Annotated in this window: 11 protein-coding genes and 1 other annotated feature; of the genes, 8 read left to right on the forward strand and 3 right to left on the reverse strand. The window is 54.4% G+C overall.

The features are described 5' to 3' along the window. The first annotated feature begins 84 nt into the window (after positions 1-84). The 6 genes from dnaX (at position 85) to hemH (ending at position 7006) form a co-directional block, all read left to right on the forward strand. Positions 85-2010: a DNA polymerase III subunit gamma/tau gene (gene dnaX / locus JTI85_RS06555; RefSeq protein ID WP_219352289.1), complete on the forward strand. Its 1926-nt coding sequence runs from the start codon at positions 85-87 to the stop codon at positions 2008-2010. After that, positions 1343-1407, forward strand: a sequence feature (DnaX frameshifting element). It overlaps the preceding gene by 65 nt. A gap of 57 nt (positions 2011-2067) precedes the next feature. Further along, entirely contained in the window at positions 2068-2397 is a 330-nt protein-coding gene (locus JTI85_RS06560) for a YbaB/EbfC family nucleoid-associated protein (RefSeq protein ID WP_003021764.1), read from the forward strand. Further along, positions 2397-3002, forward strand: a complete 606-nt coding sequence (gene recR, locus JTI85_RS06565) for a recombination mediator RecR (RefSeq protein ID WP_003021767.1) — start codon at positions 2397-2399, stop codon at positions 3000-3002. The genes JTI85_RS06560 and recR overlap by 1 nt, the downstream gene beginning before the upstream one ends. A gap of 110 nt (positions 3003-3112) precedes the next feature. Then, positions 3113-4987: a molecular chaperone HtpG gene (htpG, locus tag JTI85_RS06570; protein WP_048212404.1), complete on the forward strand. Its 1875-nt coding sequence runs from the start codon at positions 3113-3115 to the stop codon at positions 4985-4987. 231 nt (positions 4988-5218) lie between these two features. Beyond that, positions 5219-5863 carry an adenylate kinase gene (adk, locus tag JTI85_RS06575; RefSeq protein WP_003021773.1) on the forward strand — a complete coding sequence of 215 codons (645 nt, stop codon included), beginning with the start codon at positions 5219-5221 and terminating at the stop codon, positions 5861-5863. Positions 5864-6043: 180 nt separating this feature from the next. After that, positions 6044-7006 (forward strand): ferrochelatase, encoded by a 963-nt coding sequence (gene hemH / locus JTI85_RS06580; protein WP_048212403.1) that lies wholly within the window; start codon positions 6044-6046, stop codon positions 7004-7006. Here the strand turns inward: hemH and aes are convergent. Further along, positions 7003-7962 carry an acetyl esterase gene (gene aes, locus JTI85_RS06585; protein WP_115643759.1) on the reverse strand — a complete coding sequence of 320 codons (960 nt, stop codon included), beginning with the start codon at positions 7960-7962 and terminating at the stop codon, positions 7003-7005. The two genes, hemH and aes, sit on opposite strands and share 4 nt — an antisense overlap. A gap of 152 nt (positions 7963-8114) precedes the next feature. On the opposite strand from aes, the gene gsk reads away from it, so the two are divergent. After that, positions 8115-9419, forward strand: coding sequence for an inosine/guanosine kinase (gene gsk / locus JTI85_RS06590; RefSeq protein WP_101741776.1), 1305 nt, complete (start codon positions 8115-8117; stop codon positions 9417-9419). A 92-nt stretch (positions 9420-9511) separates the two neighbouring features. Here the strand turns inward: gsk and ybaL are convergent, their stop codons facing one another. Together ybaL and fsr are read right to left on the reverse strand one after the other, a co-directional pair. Continuing rightward, complete coding sequence (gene ybaL / locus JTI85_RS06595) at positions 9512-11191, reverse strand: YbaL family putative K(+) efflux transporter (protein WP_003835904.1); 1680 nt, start codon at positions 11189-11191, stop codon at positions 9512-9514. A 225-nt stretch (positions 11192-11416) separates the two neighbouring features. Then, on the reverse strand, positions 11417-12637 hold the full coding sequence (gene fsr, locus JTI85_RS06600; protein WP_003021788.1) for a fosmidomycin MFS transporter: 1221 nt from the start codon (positions 12635-12637) through the stop codon (positions 11417-11419). Positions 12638-12810: 173 nt separating this feature from the next. Between fsr and ushA the strand changes: the two genes are divergently transcribed. Further along, entirely contained in the window at positions 12811-14463 is a 1653-nt protein-coding gene (gene ushA, locus JTI85_RS06605; RefSeq protein ID WP_219352290.1) for a bifunctional UDP-sugar hydrolase/5'-nucleotidase UshA, read from the forward strand. Positions 14464-14498: the final 35 nt, after the last annotated feature.

The raw sequence follows: 14498 nt of genomic DNA on the forward strand, positions 1-14498 counted from the left end.
GACGACACAACCTCGCCGTTGCTGCGAGGTTGTGTTAGCATTACCCTCCTGTGAATCCACCCTCCAGCCTTTCAGAGCCTGCCAATGAGTTATCAGGTCTTAGCCCGAAAATGGCGCCCACAAACCTTTGCTGACGTCGTCGGCCAGGAACATGTGCTGACGGCACTGGCGAACGGCTTGTCGTTAGGGCGTATTCATCATGCTTATTTGTTTTCCGGCACCCGTGGCGTCGGAAAAACCTCTATCGCCCGTTTGCTGGCGAAGGGATTAAACTGTGAAACCGGCATCACAGCTACGCCGTGCGGCGTGTGCGATAACTGTCGGGAAATTGAGCAGGGGCGTTTTGTCGATTTGATTGAAATCGATGCCGCCTCACGCACCAAAGTCGAAGACACACGCGATCTGCTGGATAACGTCCAGTACGCGCCTGCGCGCGGCCGTTTTAAGGTCTATTTGATCGACGAAGTGCACATGCTGTCGCGCCACAGTTTTAACGCCTTGCTGAAAACGCTCGAAGAGCCGCCCGCGCACGTCAAATTCCTGCTGGCGACCACCGATCCGCAGAAGCTGCCGGTGACCATCCTGTCGCGCTGTCTGCAATTCCATCTTAAAGCGCTGGATGTCGAACAGATTCGCCATCAGCTTGAGCATATTCTCAAAGAAGAGCATATCGCCCATGAGCCACGTGCGCTGCAACTGCTGGCTCGCGCCGCAGACGGCAGCCTGCGCGATGCGCTGAGCCTGACCGATCAGGCGATTGCCAGCGGCGATGGTCAGGTCTCGACCGGCGCGGTCAGCACCATGCTCGGCACGCTGGACGACGACCAGGCGCTCTCGCTTGTTGAAGCAGTTGTGGCCGCCGACGGCGAACGCGTGATGACATTGGTGAACGACGCCGCCGCGCGCGGTATTGAGTGGGAAGCGCTGCTGGTTGAGATGTCGGCTTTGCTGCATCGTATAGCCATGGTTCAGCTTTCACCTGCCGCGCTCGGCAGCGATATGGCCGCCATTGAACAGCGTATGCGTGAACTGGCGCGAATCGTCCCGCCAACCGATGTGCAGCTTTACTACCAGACCCTGCTAATCGGGCGCAAAGAACTGCCGTATGCGCCGGACAGGCGAATGGGCGTCGAAATGACACTGCTGCGTGCGCTGGCTTTTCATCCGCGCATGCCGCTTCCGGAACCTGAAGTCCCGCGCCAGTCGTTTGCCCCGGTCGCACCCACAGCGGTGATGACCCCGGCGCAGGTGCCACAGCAGCAGCCTGCGCCAGCGCAACAAAATGTGCCGCTCTCCGACGCCACCAGCCAGGTGCTGGCGGCACGCAGCCAGTTGCAACGCGCTCAGGGAGTAACCAAACCAAAAAAGAGTGAACCGGCAGCCGCTTCCCGCGCGCGGCCGGTGAATAATGCTGCGCTGGAAAGACTGGCTTCGGTGTCGGAACGTGTTCAGGCGCGTCCGGCAGTCTCTGCGCTGGAAAAAGCACCGGCGAAGAAAGAAGCGTATCGCTGGAAAGCGACCAATCCTGTTGCAGAGGTCAAAGAAGTCATCGCCACGCCGAAAGCGCTGAAAAAAGCGCTTGAGCATGAAAAAACGCCGGAACTGGCGGCAAAGCTTGCGGCTGAAGCCATTGAACGCGACCCGTGGGCCGCCCAGGTGAGTCAGCTCTCGCTGCCTAAACTGGTGGAGCAGGTGGCGCTTAATGCCTGGAAAGAAGAGAATGGCAACGTGGTGTGCCTGCACCTGCGTTCCACGCAGCGGCACCTTAATTCCAGCGGCGCGCAGCAAAAACTGGCCGAAGCATTGAGTACCTTAACGGGGTCAACGGTTGAATTGACCATCGTTGAAGATGATAATCCCGCGGTGCGCACGCCGCTGGAGTGGCGTCAGGCCATTTATGAAGAGAAGCTCGCGCAGGCGCGTGAGTCGATTATTGCGGATAATAACATCCAGACGCTGCGTCGTTTTTTCGATGCGGAGCTGGACGAAGAAAGTATTCGCCCCATTTGATCGTCAGCCCAATGGTTTGACGGTCGTCATCCCTTAACGTGATTGAGAGAGAAGCCTATGTTTGGTAAAGGCGGTCTGGGTAACCTGATGAAACAGGCCCAGCAGATGCAAGAAAAAATGCAGCAGATGCAGGAAGAAGTCGCCAAGCTGGAAGTGACCGGCGAATCTGGCGCGGGTCTGGTAAAAGTGACCATCAACGGCGCGCATAACTGCCGTCGCGTGGAGATCGATCCAAGCCTGCTGGAAGACGACAAAGAGATGCTGGAAGACCTGGTTGCTGCGGCATTCAACGACGCGGCGCGTCGCATTGAAGAGACGCAGAAAGAGAAGATGGCCTCTGTTTCTTCCGGAATGCAGCTGCCGCCTGGCTTTAAGATGCCGTTCTGATGCAAACCAGCCCGCTGTTAACTCAGCTTATGGAAGCACTGCGCTGTCTGCCGGGCGTTGGCCCGAAGTCTGCGCAGCGCATGGCGTTCACGCTGCTTCAGCGCGATCGCAGCGGCGGGATGCGTCTGGCACAGGCGTTAACGAAGGCAATGTCGGAAATCGGCCACTGTGCCGATTGCCGCACTTTCACCGAGCAGGACGTCTGCAACATCTGCTCGAACCCGCGTCGCCAGGAAAACGGTCAGATTTGCGTGGTGGAGAGTCCGGCGGACATCTACGCCATTGAGCAAACCGGGCAATTTTCCGGACGTTACTTCGTGCTGATGGGACACCTGTCGCCGCTGGACGGTATCGGGCCTGATGACATTGGGCTGGATCGTCTCGAACAGCGACTGGCGTCTGAGCAAATTAACGAACTGATCCTCGCGACCAATCCCACGGTCGAAGGAGAGGCGACCGCCAACTATATTGCTGAGCTTTGCATGCAATATGGCGTTGAAGCCAGCCGTATCGCCCATGGCGTTCCGGTAGGCGGCGAGCTGGAAATGGTCGATGGCACCACGCTATCGCACTCTCTGGCAGGACGACACAAGATTAAATTCTGAACAAACGGAGGCCGCGACGGCGGCTTCCGCTTGAAATCCTTCCCGCTTGTCCCCATTTCACCCTCAACGTGTTTTTACCATTGAAAATGGCATTGTTGAGGTAGATCTACATGAAAGGACAAGAAACTCGTGGTTTTCAGTCAGAAGTAAAACAGCTTCTGCACCTGATGATCCATTCTCTGTATTCCAATAAAGAAATCTTCCTGCGTGAGCTTATCTCTAACGCCTCGGATGCGGCAGACAAGCTGCGTTTCCGCGCACTGTCTAACCCGGACCTGTATGAAGGTGACGGTGAGCTGCGTGTGCGTGTTTCCTTCGATAAAGATAAGCGTACGTTGACCATTGCCGATAACGGCGTGGGGATGAACCGTGATGACGTTATCGATCATCTGGGGACCATTGCGAAATCCGGCACCAAATCTTTCCTCGAATCCATGGGCTCCGATCAGGCGAAAGACAGCCAGTTGATCGGCCAGTTCGGGGTTGGCTTCTACTCAGCCTTCATCGTGGCGGACAAAGTCACCGTGCGTACCCGTGCTGCGGGTGATAAACCGGAAAACGGCGTGTTCTGGGAGTCTGCGGGCGAGGGTGAGTACACCGTAGCCGACATCACCAAAGAAGACCGTGGTACCGAAATTACTCTGCATCTGCGCGAAGGCGAAGACGAGTTCCTCGATGACTGGCGCGTACGTTCCATCATCAGCAAATATTCCGACCATATCGCGCTGCCGGTCGAGATCGAAAAATCCGAAGAGAAAGACGGCGAGACCGTGGTTTCCTGGGAAAAGATCAACAAGGCGCAGGCGCTGTGGACGCGCAACAAGTCGGAAATCAAAGACGACGAGTACAACGAATTCTATAAGCATATCGCCCACGATTTCACCGATCCGCTGACCTGGAGCCACAACCGTGTGGAAGGTAAGCAGGAGTACACCAGCCTGCTGTATATCCCGTCGCAGGCGCCGTGGGATATGTGGAACCGCGATCACAAGCATGGTCTGAAACTGTACGTCCAGCGTGTATTCATCATGGACGACGCCGAGCAGTTCATGCCGAACTACCTGCGTTTTGTCCGCGGTCTGATAGATTCTAACGATCTGCCGCTGAACGTCTCCCGTGAGATCCTGCAGGACAGCACCGTCACCCGTAACCTGCGTAGCGCGCTGACCAAACGCGTACTGCAGATGCTGGAAAAACTGGCGAAAGACGACGCGGAAAAATACCAGACCTTCTGGAAGCAGTTCGGCCTGGTGCTGAAAGAAGGCCCGGCGGAAGACCATGCCAACCAGGAAACCATCGCCAAACTGATGCGCTTCGCGTCTACGCACACTGACTCTTCCGCACAGACCGTATCTCTGGAAGACTACGTTGCGCGGATGAAAGAAGGGCAGGAGAAAATCTACTACATCACTGCAGACAGCTATGCGGCGGCGAAGAGCAGCCCGCACCTGGAACTGCTGCGTAAGAAAGGCATCGAAGTGTTGCTGCTTTCTGACCGCATCGATGAGTGGATGATGAACTACCTGACCGAGTTCGATGGCAAACCGTTCCAGTCTGTGGCGAAAGCCGACGAGTCCATCGACAAACTGGCAGATGAAGTTGACGAATCGGCAAAAGAAGCGGAAAAAGCGCTGACGCCGTTCGTTGAGCGCGTGAAAACCTTGCTGGGCGATCGCGTAAAAGAAGTGCGTCTGACTCACCGTCTGACCGACACACCGGCTATCGTCACCACGGATGCGGATGAAATGAGCACCCAGATGGCGAAACTGTTCGCCGCTGCGGGCCAGGCTGTGCCGGAAGTGAAATATATCTTTGAACTGAACCCGGACCACGTGCTGGTAAAACGCACGGCGGATACCCAGGACGAAGCGCAGTTTAAAGAGTGGGTCGAACTGCTGCTGGATCAGGCGCTGTTCGCTGAGCGCGGCACGCTGGAAGATCCGAACCAGTTCATCCGTCGCATGAACCAGTTGCTGGTGTCCTGATACCCGTAATGTAATGCCGGATGGCGCTAGCGCTTATCCGGCCTATAGTATCTCGTAATAGTAGGCCGGATACGGTGTTTACACCGCCATCCGGCTTTTTTTCGCCTTCTGAACTCAATTTTCCATCATTAACCGTTTCAGCGCGGGTGGCTTCCTTGAGCCAATTGCGTGATGGTGGTATCGTTTAGCGCTTTTTAAAAAATATCGACAACCTTTAAGGGGATTTTCGTAATGCGTATCATTCTGCTTGGCGCTCCGGGCGCGGGTAAAGGAACTCAGGCTCAGTTCATCATGGAGAAGTATGGTATTCCGCAAATCTCCACCGGTGATATGCTGCGTGCCGCCGTGAAATCTGGCTCCGAGCTGGGCAAACAAGCGAAAGACATCATGGACGCCGGTAAGCTGGTGACTGATGAGCTGGTGATCGCGCTGGTAAAAGAGCGTATTGCTCAGGAAGACTGCCGTAATGGTTTCCTGCTCGATGGCTTCCCGCGTACTATTCCGCAGGCAGATGCCATGAAAGAAGCGGGTATCAACGTGGACTACGTTCTGGAGTTTGACGTACCTGACGAACTGATCGTTGACCGTATTGTAGGTCGTCGCGTACACGCTGCTTCTGGCCGCGTTTACCACATCAAATTCAACCCGCCTAAGGTTGAAGGCAAAGACGACGTGACCGGCGAAGAGCTGACCACCCGTAAAGACGATCAGGAAGAGACCGTACGCAAGCGCCTGGTGGAATACCATCAGATGACCGCGCCGCTGATCGGCTACTACTCTAAAGAAGCGCAGGCGGGTAACACCAAATACGCGAAAGTTGACGGCACTCAGGCCGTGGCTGACGTTCGCGCAGCGCTGGAAAAAATCCTCGGTTAATTTTTAACGCGGTTAATGCCGGATGGCGGTGGATACACCTTATCCGGCCTACGATTTTTTGTAGGCCTGATAAACGCAGCGCCATCAGGCAAATTCTCGTCTTACCTCTCACAGCAATTAGTTCTTCTTTACCGCTTTTCCGCTACAATTATCAACAATTTGAATCGATAAGAGGCGGTAATGCGTCAGACGAAAACCGGTATCCTGCTGGCAAACCTCGGCACTCCCGATGCCCCAACCCCCGAAGCCGTTAAGCGCTACCTGCGCCAGTTTTTAAGCGATCCACGCGTCGTCGATACGTCCCCCGCACTGTGGTGGCCGTTGCTGCGTGGTGTGATTTTGCCGCTGCGAGCGCCGCGTGTAGCAAAGCTGTACCAATCAATCTGGATGGAAGACGGTTCCCCGCTGATGGTCTACAGCAAGGCGCAACAGCAGGCGCTGGCACAACGTCTGCCTGATACGCCTGTTGCACTGGGGATGAGCTACGGTTCGCCGTCGCTCGAAAGCGCGGTCGATGAACTGCTGGCAAGCGGAGTAGAACACATGGTGGTGTTACCGCTGTATCCGCAATACTCCTGTTCGACAGTGGCGGCAGTCTGGGACGAGCTGGCGCGCATTTTAGCGCGTAAACGCGGTATTCCTGGCGTCTCATTTATTCGCGATTACGCTGATGACAGCAGCTACATTGATGCGCTGGCCAAGAGCGCCCGGGATTCATTCGCTCAACATGGCGAACCTGATTTACTGCTGCTCTCCTATCACGGCATTCCGCAGCGCTACGCCGATGAAGGCGATGACTACCCGCAGCGCTGTCGCGATACGACGCGTGAGCTGGTTTCAGCGCTTGGCCTGCCGCCGGAAAAAGTCATGATGACCTTCCAGTCTCGCTTTGGCCGCGAACCATGGCTGACACCGTATACCGACGAAACGCTAAAAATGCTGGCGGAGAAAGGAACCCGACATATCCAGGTTATGTGTCCGGGCTTCGCGGCTGATTGCCTCGAAACGCTGGAAGAGATAGCGGTACAAAACCGGGAGATTTTCCTTGAAGCGGGTGGTAAGCAATATGAATATATTCCGGCGCTGAATGCCGCGCCGGAGCATATTGAAATGATGGTGAAACTGACCGAAGCCTACCGCTAAAGCTGTTGCTTAAAGAAATGCGCGCCGTCCTGCAGAGCTTCATCGGCGGTTTTCATCATCCGCGAATAGTGCAGGAAGGCGTGCAGCGTACCGGGATACATTTTGTACTGGCAGGGCTGCTGATGCGCCTGTAACGTCTGGAATAATAAGCGGCTATCGTCGATCAGCGGATCGAACTCCGCACCGGCGATAAAACACGGCGGTAGGTCGCGCGTCAGATCGTTATTAAACAGGCAATAGTACGGTGACTCACGATCGTCAGCGCTACGTAGGTACGCGTTTTCGTACATCTGCAGATCCTCGCGGGTTAAACCATCCCACGCTCCGCCCATCAGCCGTCGGCTTAGTGAATCCTGCAGGCCGTAAAGGCCATACCACAACAGCACGCCAGCGACTTTGCCGCAGGCAATGTTTTTATCTCGCAGCCACAACGCACTGGCGAGCGCCAGCATCGCTCCGGCGGAATCGCCGGCAAAACCTATCGTATTGATATTGAGGGAATAGTCGCCAGCATGTTGATGATAGTACTGGCAAACGGCGACGATCTCTTCGATGGCTTGTGGGTAGCGCGCTTCCGGCGACAGCGAATAGTCGATGCCGATCACCGTGCACTGGGTGTAATGCGCAAGTAAACGCATAATACGGTCATGGGTATCCAGATTACCGAGAATAAAACCGCCGCCGTGCAGGTAATACAGCGTCGCCTGGCTTTGGGGCTGCGGAGCGTAGATGCGTGTGGCAACGGGGCCGCACGCGGTAGAAATCACGCATTCTCGGGTATGCATCTGCGGGGCATCGGCATTCCACAGTCGCCGCTCATGAATGTAGTGTTGGCGCTGGGCCACGAAGTCATCGGCAGCGGGCCACGGCGGCAAATCGTCGCGATGAAAATTCACCACGCTTTTCATTTCATCCGAAATTTTGTCGAGTACGGGGATTTTGTTTTCCGGCTTCATAAAACGCTCCTTGTGAAGGTGAGTTATTGTAGAAATTAATCCCGGATAAACTGCGATCTCACCGTCCGATATTGAAACTCAGCGCCGCATCGCATGCGCAGCAGGGAATGTGCTACCATGCATCGCTCAGTTAACCACCCGTAAAATCGACCATGAAATTTCCCGGTAAACGTAAATCCAAACACTATTTCCCCGTCAGCGCGCGCGATCCGTTGCTGCAACAAATTCAGCCAGAAAATGAAACCAGCGCAGCCTGGGTTGTCGGTATCGACCAGACGCTGGTAGATATTGAAGCCAAAGTGGATGATGATTTTGTAAAACGTTATGGATTAAGCGCCGGGCACTCTCTGGTGATTGAAGATGATGTTGCGGAAGCGCTCTACCAGGAGCTGGTACGCGAAAACCTGATCACCCATCAGTTTGCAGGTGGCACCATCGGTAACACTATGCATAACTACTCCGTGCTGGCAGATGACCGTTCGGTACTGTTGGGGGTGATGTGCAGTAATATCGAAATTGGTAGCTACGCGTATCGCTATTTATGCAACACCTCCAGCCGCACCGATTTGAACTATCTACAGGGTGTAGATGGCCCTATTGGCCGCTGCTTTACGCTGATTGGTGAATCCGGAGAGCGTACATTTGCCATCAGCCCCGGTCACATGAACCAACTGCGCGCGGATAGCATCCCTGAATCAGTCATTGCCGGGGCTTCCGCGCTGGTGCTGACCTCCTATCTGGTGCGCTGTAAGCCGGGCGAACCGATGCCGGAAGCGACCATGAAGGCGATTGAATTTGCCAAAAAGCACAACGTGCCGGTGGTACTGACGCTGGGCACCAAATTCGTTATTGCGGATAACCCGCAGTGGTGGCAGGCATTCCTCAAAGAGAATGTCTCTATTCTGGCGATGAACGAAGAAGAAGCCGAAGCGTTGACCGGCGAGAACGATCCGCTGCTGGCGTCTGACAAGGCGCTGGACTGGGTGGATCTGGTGCTGTGTACTGCGGGTCCGGCAGGTCTGTATATGGCCGGCTTTACTGAAGAAGAGGCGAAACGCAAAACTCAGCACCCACTGCTGCCAGGGGCGATTGCCGAATTTAACCAGTACGAGTTTAGTCGCGCCATGCGCCATAAAGACTGTACTCATCCGCTGCGCGTGTATTCGCACATCGCGCCGTATATGGGCGGGCCAGAAAAGATCATGAATACCAACGGTGCTGGCGACGGCGCACTGGCGGCATTGCTGCATGATATTACCGCTAACAGCTACCACCGCAGTAACGTGCCTAACTCCAGCAAGCACAAGTTCACCTGGCTGACCTATTCGTCATTAGCCCAGGTATGTAAATATGCTAATCGCGTGAGTTATCAGGTGCTGAACCAGCATTCCCCGCGTCTGACGCGGGGTTTGCCGGAACGTGAAGACAGCCTCGAAGAGTCGTACTGGGATCGCTGAGTTCTTGCCCGATGGCGCTACGCTTATCGGGCCTACGCGTAGCAATATGTGGGCCGGATAAGGCGTTTTACGCCGCCATCCGGCACGTAACATTAACTGGCAGTAGCAACTTCACCGGCAGGCGGCGTTTCAATCAGCTCCAGCATGGTGCGGGCGATTTCACGCTCACCCATGACCACCTGATTGGCACCGCGCTCGGTAATATATTCCACCTCATCGTCATAATGCGCGCGGGCGATAATCTCAATCGACGGGCACTTCTCACGCGCGGAAGCAACAATTTCACCCGCTTCATAGCCATTTGGAATGGTCAGCAGCAGCCAGCGTGCGCAATCCAGATGCGCCAGATTCATAATCTCTTCGTTGGCGGCGTTGCCCAGCACAGCGCGGATCCCACGCTCGCGCAGTTCATCCACCCGGGTACGTGAGGTTTCGATAACCACCAACGGGATCCCCGCAGCCATCAATTTCTCACCCAGCAGGCTGCCGACGCGACCAAAACCGACCAGCAGGGCGTGATTGCAGATATCCACCGGAATTTGCTTCTCTTCTTCGATGGCTTCTTCCAGCGTCTGCTCTTCCAGCGTTTCGGTTTTGGCGAGATATTTTTCTAACACCGCGAACAGCACCGGGTTGAGCATGATGGACAGGATTGCCCCTGCCAGCACCAGATTCTGTCCGGCCTGCGGCAGCAGGTTTAACGCCATTCCCAGACCCGCCAGGATAAAGGCAAACTCACCAATCTGTGCCAGGCTGGTGGCAATGGTGAGCGCCGTGCGTTGGGAGTGACCAAACATGCGCACCAGGAAATAGGCGGCAAGGGATTTACCAAAGATGATAATCGCCAGCGTACCCAGCACTGCCAGCGGCTGTTGGATCAGGACTAACGGATCGAACAGCATCCCGACGGAAACGAAGAACAGTACGGCGAACGCATCGCGCAGCGGCAGGGTGTCATGCGCCGCACGGTGGCTCAGTTCCGATTCATTCAACACCATACCAGCGAAGAATGCGCCCAGCGCAAAGGAGACATCGAACAGTTCCACTGCGCCAAAGGCGATACCTAAGGCAAGGGCGAGAACTGACAGGGTAAATAGCTCGCGTGACCCGGTTGCGGCGCTGCGGGCCATGATCCACGGTACCAGGCGTCGCCCCACCAGCATCATAATCGCGATAAACGCCACCACCTTACCGATGGTAATGCCCATATCGACGGCGAGCGAGGCAAAGCCGACATCTTCTTTTTCCAGCATTCCGGCGACGGCTGGCAGGAGAACCAGCGTCAGCACCATCATCAAATCTTCGACAATCAGCCAGCCAATGGCGATTTGCCCGCGCTGACTGTCAATGAGCTGCCGTTCTTCAAGTGCACGCAGTAGCACTACGGTACTGGCGGTTGAAAGACACAGACCAAAGACGATACCGACCATCAGCGACCAGCCTAATACGGCTGAAAGCGCCATACCCAGCAGTGTTGCCACTGCTATCTGGGCAATCGCGCCGGGAATGGCGATAGACTTTACCGCCATCAAATCCTTCAGGGAAAAGTGCAGCCCGACGCCGAACATCAACAGGATCACGCCAAGCTCGGCCAGTTCAGGCGCGAGCTTGGTATCAGCAACAAAACCAGGTGTAAATGGACCGGCCAGAACGCCCGCTAACAGATATCCCACCAGAGGAGAAATACGTAGTTTATTGGCAATCATGCCTAATATAAAAGCGAGCACAAGGCCGCCGACAATGGTGGTGATAAGCGGGGTGGCGTGATGCATTCCGTCTCCTTTGGTTGCTGTGTTGATCCTGAAAACCCAAATTCCGAGTAATAGTTTATGACAATTTTGATGTTTATGTTGATGAATAATTATTGAATTTTGATGAAAACAGGATTTTAAAGGAAAAAAAGCACGGATCGGAAAACTACGGGGGGATGTTTGAGGCAAACGCTGATGGCCGCTGTAAGTGATGACGACCAAAGTTTACCTTTGGCCGTCAGAAAATCAGGCTTTATGTCGGTTATCAGGTAAGAATATGGTCAGTATCCCCAGAAGTGGCAGGAAAGCACATATTTTGTAGACCAAATCGATGCTGGTATGGTCGGCAATCAGCCCTAGCACCGCGGCTCCCAAGCCGCCCATGCCGAAGGCAAAACCGAAAAATAGCCCAGAAACCATGCCGATACGCCCAGGAAGCAGCTCCTGTGCGTAGACCAGAATGGCAGAAAAGGCCGATGCGAGGATAAAACCAATGATCACGGTTAAAATCCCGGTCCATTCCAGCGTCGCGTAGGGTAAAACAAGGGTAAATGGCGCAACGCCGAGGATAGACCCCCAAATAACATATTTTCTGCCAATTTTATCGCCTAATGGTCCGCCAATCACCGTCCCGGCCGCGACGGCAAACAGGAAGGCAAACAGATGAAACTGGGCATTTTGTACCGATAATCCGAATTTTTGCATCAGATAAAAGGTGTAATAGCTGCTAATGCTCGCCATATAGAAGTATTTGGAGAAAATCAGCACCAGCAGAATGCTTACCGCCAGAACCACTTTATTACGCGGCAACGGATTAACGATAGCGACCTTCGGCTTTCCTTTACTCATCCGATGCTGCGCGGCATACCAACGGCTGATTTGTGCCAGGACGACAATCGCTAATAGCGCAGCCAGCACAAACCAGGCCACATTACCTTTACCATATGGCGCGATGATGACAGCCGCCAGCAATGGCCCCAGAGAGCTACCGAAGTTGCCGCCAACCTGGAAAATCGACTGGGCAAGGCCGTGGCGACCACCGGAGGCCATACGCGCCACGCGGGACGATTCCGGGTGAAATACCGAAGAGCCGGTACCAACCAGCGCCGCGGCGAGCAGCACCATATGGAAGCTGCCGGCCATGGCCAGCAAAACAAGCCCGCTCAGCGTGAAGCACATCCCAATGGGCAGCGACCACGGCATCGGGTATTTGTCCGTCCAGTAACCCACCACCGGTTGCAGCAGCGAGGAGGCGAGCTGGAAGGTCAGGGTAATCATCCCTATCTGCATAAACGTCAGCGAGAACTCTGACTGCAAAAGTGGATAAATCGCCAGAATCAGCGACTGGATCATATCGTTGAGCAGATGGGAGAGGCTGATTGCCCCTAAAATGCCAAATGAGGTGCGTGCTTTAGCAACCGACGCTGACGCGCCAGCCACTGGCTGGGTTGGTTCACTTATTGCCATAGAAAGTCACTTCTGTTTGGTTGCGATTATGAGGGTAATCTAATTTGTTATTATTACTTGCCTAACATACCTGCGGAAGGTGTTTGAAGGAAGTCTCATTTCTGAAAACATTTTCGACTATTATTTTATATCATTGTAATTTCAGTCGTTGATTTTGGCTCAGGGAGAGAAATATGACGTTTTTGAAACGGGGCGTGGCGCTGGCGCTATTAGCCGCATTTGCGCTGGCAGGTCAGCCTGCACAGGCGTACGAAAAAGATAAAACCTATAAAATTACCATTCTGCATACCAACGATCATCACGGTCACTTCTGGCGCAGCGAATACGGAGAATATGGGCTGGCGGCGCAAAAAACGCTGGTGGACGGTATTCGTAAAGAGGTGGCTGAGGAAGGGGGCAGCGTACTGCTGCTTTCCGGCGGTGATATTAATACCGGCGTACCGGAGTCCGATCTGCAGGATGCGGAACCTGATTTTCGCGGCATGAACCTGATTGGCTATGACGTGATGGCGGTCGGTAACCACGAGTTTGATAATCCGCTGACCGTCTTGCGCCAGCAGGAAAAATGGTCCAAATTCCCGTTTCTCTCGGCCAATATCTATCAGAAAAGCACCGGCGAGCGTTTATTTAAGCCGTGGGCCATCTTTAAGCGCCAGGATTTAAAAATTGCCGTACTCGGTTTAACCACCGACGATACGGCAAAAATAGGCAACCCCGAGTTCTTTACCGATATTGAGTTTCGTAAACCTGCTGATGAAGCCAAACTGGTTATTCAGGAACTGAATATGGGTGAAAAGCCAGACATCATTATCGCGACCACCCATATGGGACATTATGACAACGGCAACCACGGCTCGAACGCCCCTGGCGATGTCGAAATGGCGCGTAGCCTGCCCGCAGGTTCGCTGGCGATGATTGTGGGTGGTCACTCACAGGATCCGGTGTGTATGGCTTCAGAGAACAAGAAGCAGGTTGATTACGTACCGGGTACGCCGTGTGCGCCAGATAAGCAAAATGGGATCTGGATTGTACAGGCACACGAGTGGGGGAAATACGTGGGCCGGGCGGACTTTGAGTTCCGTAACGGCGAAATGAAAATGGTTAACTACCAGCTCATTCCCGTTAATCTGAAGAAAAAAGTGACCTGGGACAACGGTAAAAGTGAGCGCGTACTCTACACCCCGGAGATTGCTGAAAATCAGCAAATGCTTTCGCTGCTGACGCCGTTCCAGAATAAAGGTAAAGCGCAGCTCGACGTGAAAATCGGCAGCGTCAATGCGCGCCTCGAAGGCGATCGAAGCAAAGTCCGTTTCGTGCAGACCAACATGGGACATCTGCTGCTGGCTGCGCAAATGGCGCGGACCAGCGCTGATTTTGGCGTGATGAGCGGCGGCGGTATCCGTGACTCCATCGAAGGCGGCGATATCACCTATAAGAGCGTGCTGAAGGTACAGCCGTTTGGCAACATCGTGGTGTATGCCGATATGAGTGGGAAAGAGGTGATTGACTATCTGACCGCAGTGGCGCAAATGAAGCCGGACTCCGGGGCCTATCCGCAGTTTGCCAACGTCAGCTTTGTGGCGAAAGACGGCAAGCTTAACGATTTGAAAATCAAAGGCGAGCCCGTTGACCCAGCCAAAACCTATCGTATGGCAACGCTGAGCTTCAACGCCACCGGCGGTGATGGCTATCCGCGTATTGATAACAAACCAGGCTATGTGAATACCGGATTTATTGATGCGGAAGTGCTGAAGGAGTACGTGCAGAAGAACTCACCGCTGGATGCCAGTGCGTATGAGCCGAAGGGTGAGGTGAGCTGGCAGTAACAGGGCTATTTTGTTCGCCATTTTGAACTCGGGCA

Origin of the sequence: Citrobacter sp. Colony219, from assembly GCF_019382635.1 — a bacterium.
GTDB lineage: Bacteria > Pseudomonadota > Gammaproteobacteria > Enterobacterales > Enterobacteriaceae > Citrobacter > Citrobacter youngae.

What these genes read in the sequence shown, in the direction of transcription:
- dnaX (WP_219352289.1), top strand. Translation starts at nt 85, where the DNA reads ATGAGTTATCAGGTCTTAGCCCGAAAATGGCGCCCACAAACCTTTGCT.
- JTI85_RS06560 (WP_003021764.1), top strand. Translation starts at nt 2,068, where the DNA reads ATGTTTGGTAAAGGCGGTCTGGGTAACCTGATGAAACAGGCCCAGCAG.
- recR (WP_003021767.1), top strand. Translation starts at nt 2,397, where the DNA reads ATGCAAACCAGCCCGCTGTTAACTCAGCTTATGGAAGCACTGCGCTGT.
- htpG (WP_048212404.1), top strand. Translation starts at nt 3,113, where the DNA reads ATGAAAGGACAAGAAACTCGTGGTTTTCAGTCAGAAGTAAAACAGCTT.
- adk (WP_003021773.1), top strand. Translation starts at nt 5,219, where the DNA reads ATGCGTATCATTCTGCTTGGCGCTCCGGGCGCGGGTAAAGGAACTCAG.
- hemH (WP_048212403.1), top strand. Translation starts at nt 6,044, where the DNA reads ATGCGTCAGACGAAAACCGGTATCCTGCTGGCAAACCTCGGCACTCCC.
- aes (WP_115643759.1), bottom strand. Translation starts at nt 7,962, where the DNA reads ATGAAGCCGGAAAACAAAATCCCCGTACTCGACAAAATTTCGGATGAA.
- gsk (WP_101741776.1), top strand. Translation starts at nt 8,115, where the DNA reads ATGAAATTTCCCGGTAAACGTAAATCCAAACACTATTTCCCCGTCAGC.
- ybaL (WP_003835904.1), bottom strand. Translation starts at nt 11,191, where the DNA reads ATGCATCACGCCACCCCGCTTATCACCACCATTGTCGGCGGCCTTGTG.
- fsr (WP_003021788.1), bottom strand. Translation starts at nt 12,637, where the DNA reads ATGGCAATAAGTGAACCAACCCAGCCAGTGGCTGGCGCGTCAGCGTCG.
- ushA (WP_219352290.1), top strand. Translation starts at nt 12,811, where the DNA reads ATGACGTTTTTGAAACGGGGCGTGGCGCTGGCGCTATTAGCCGCATTT.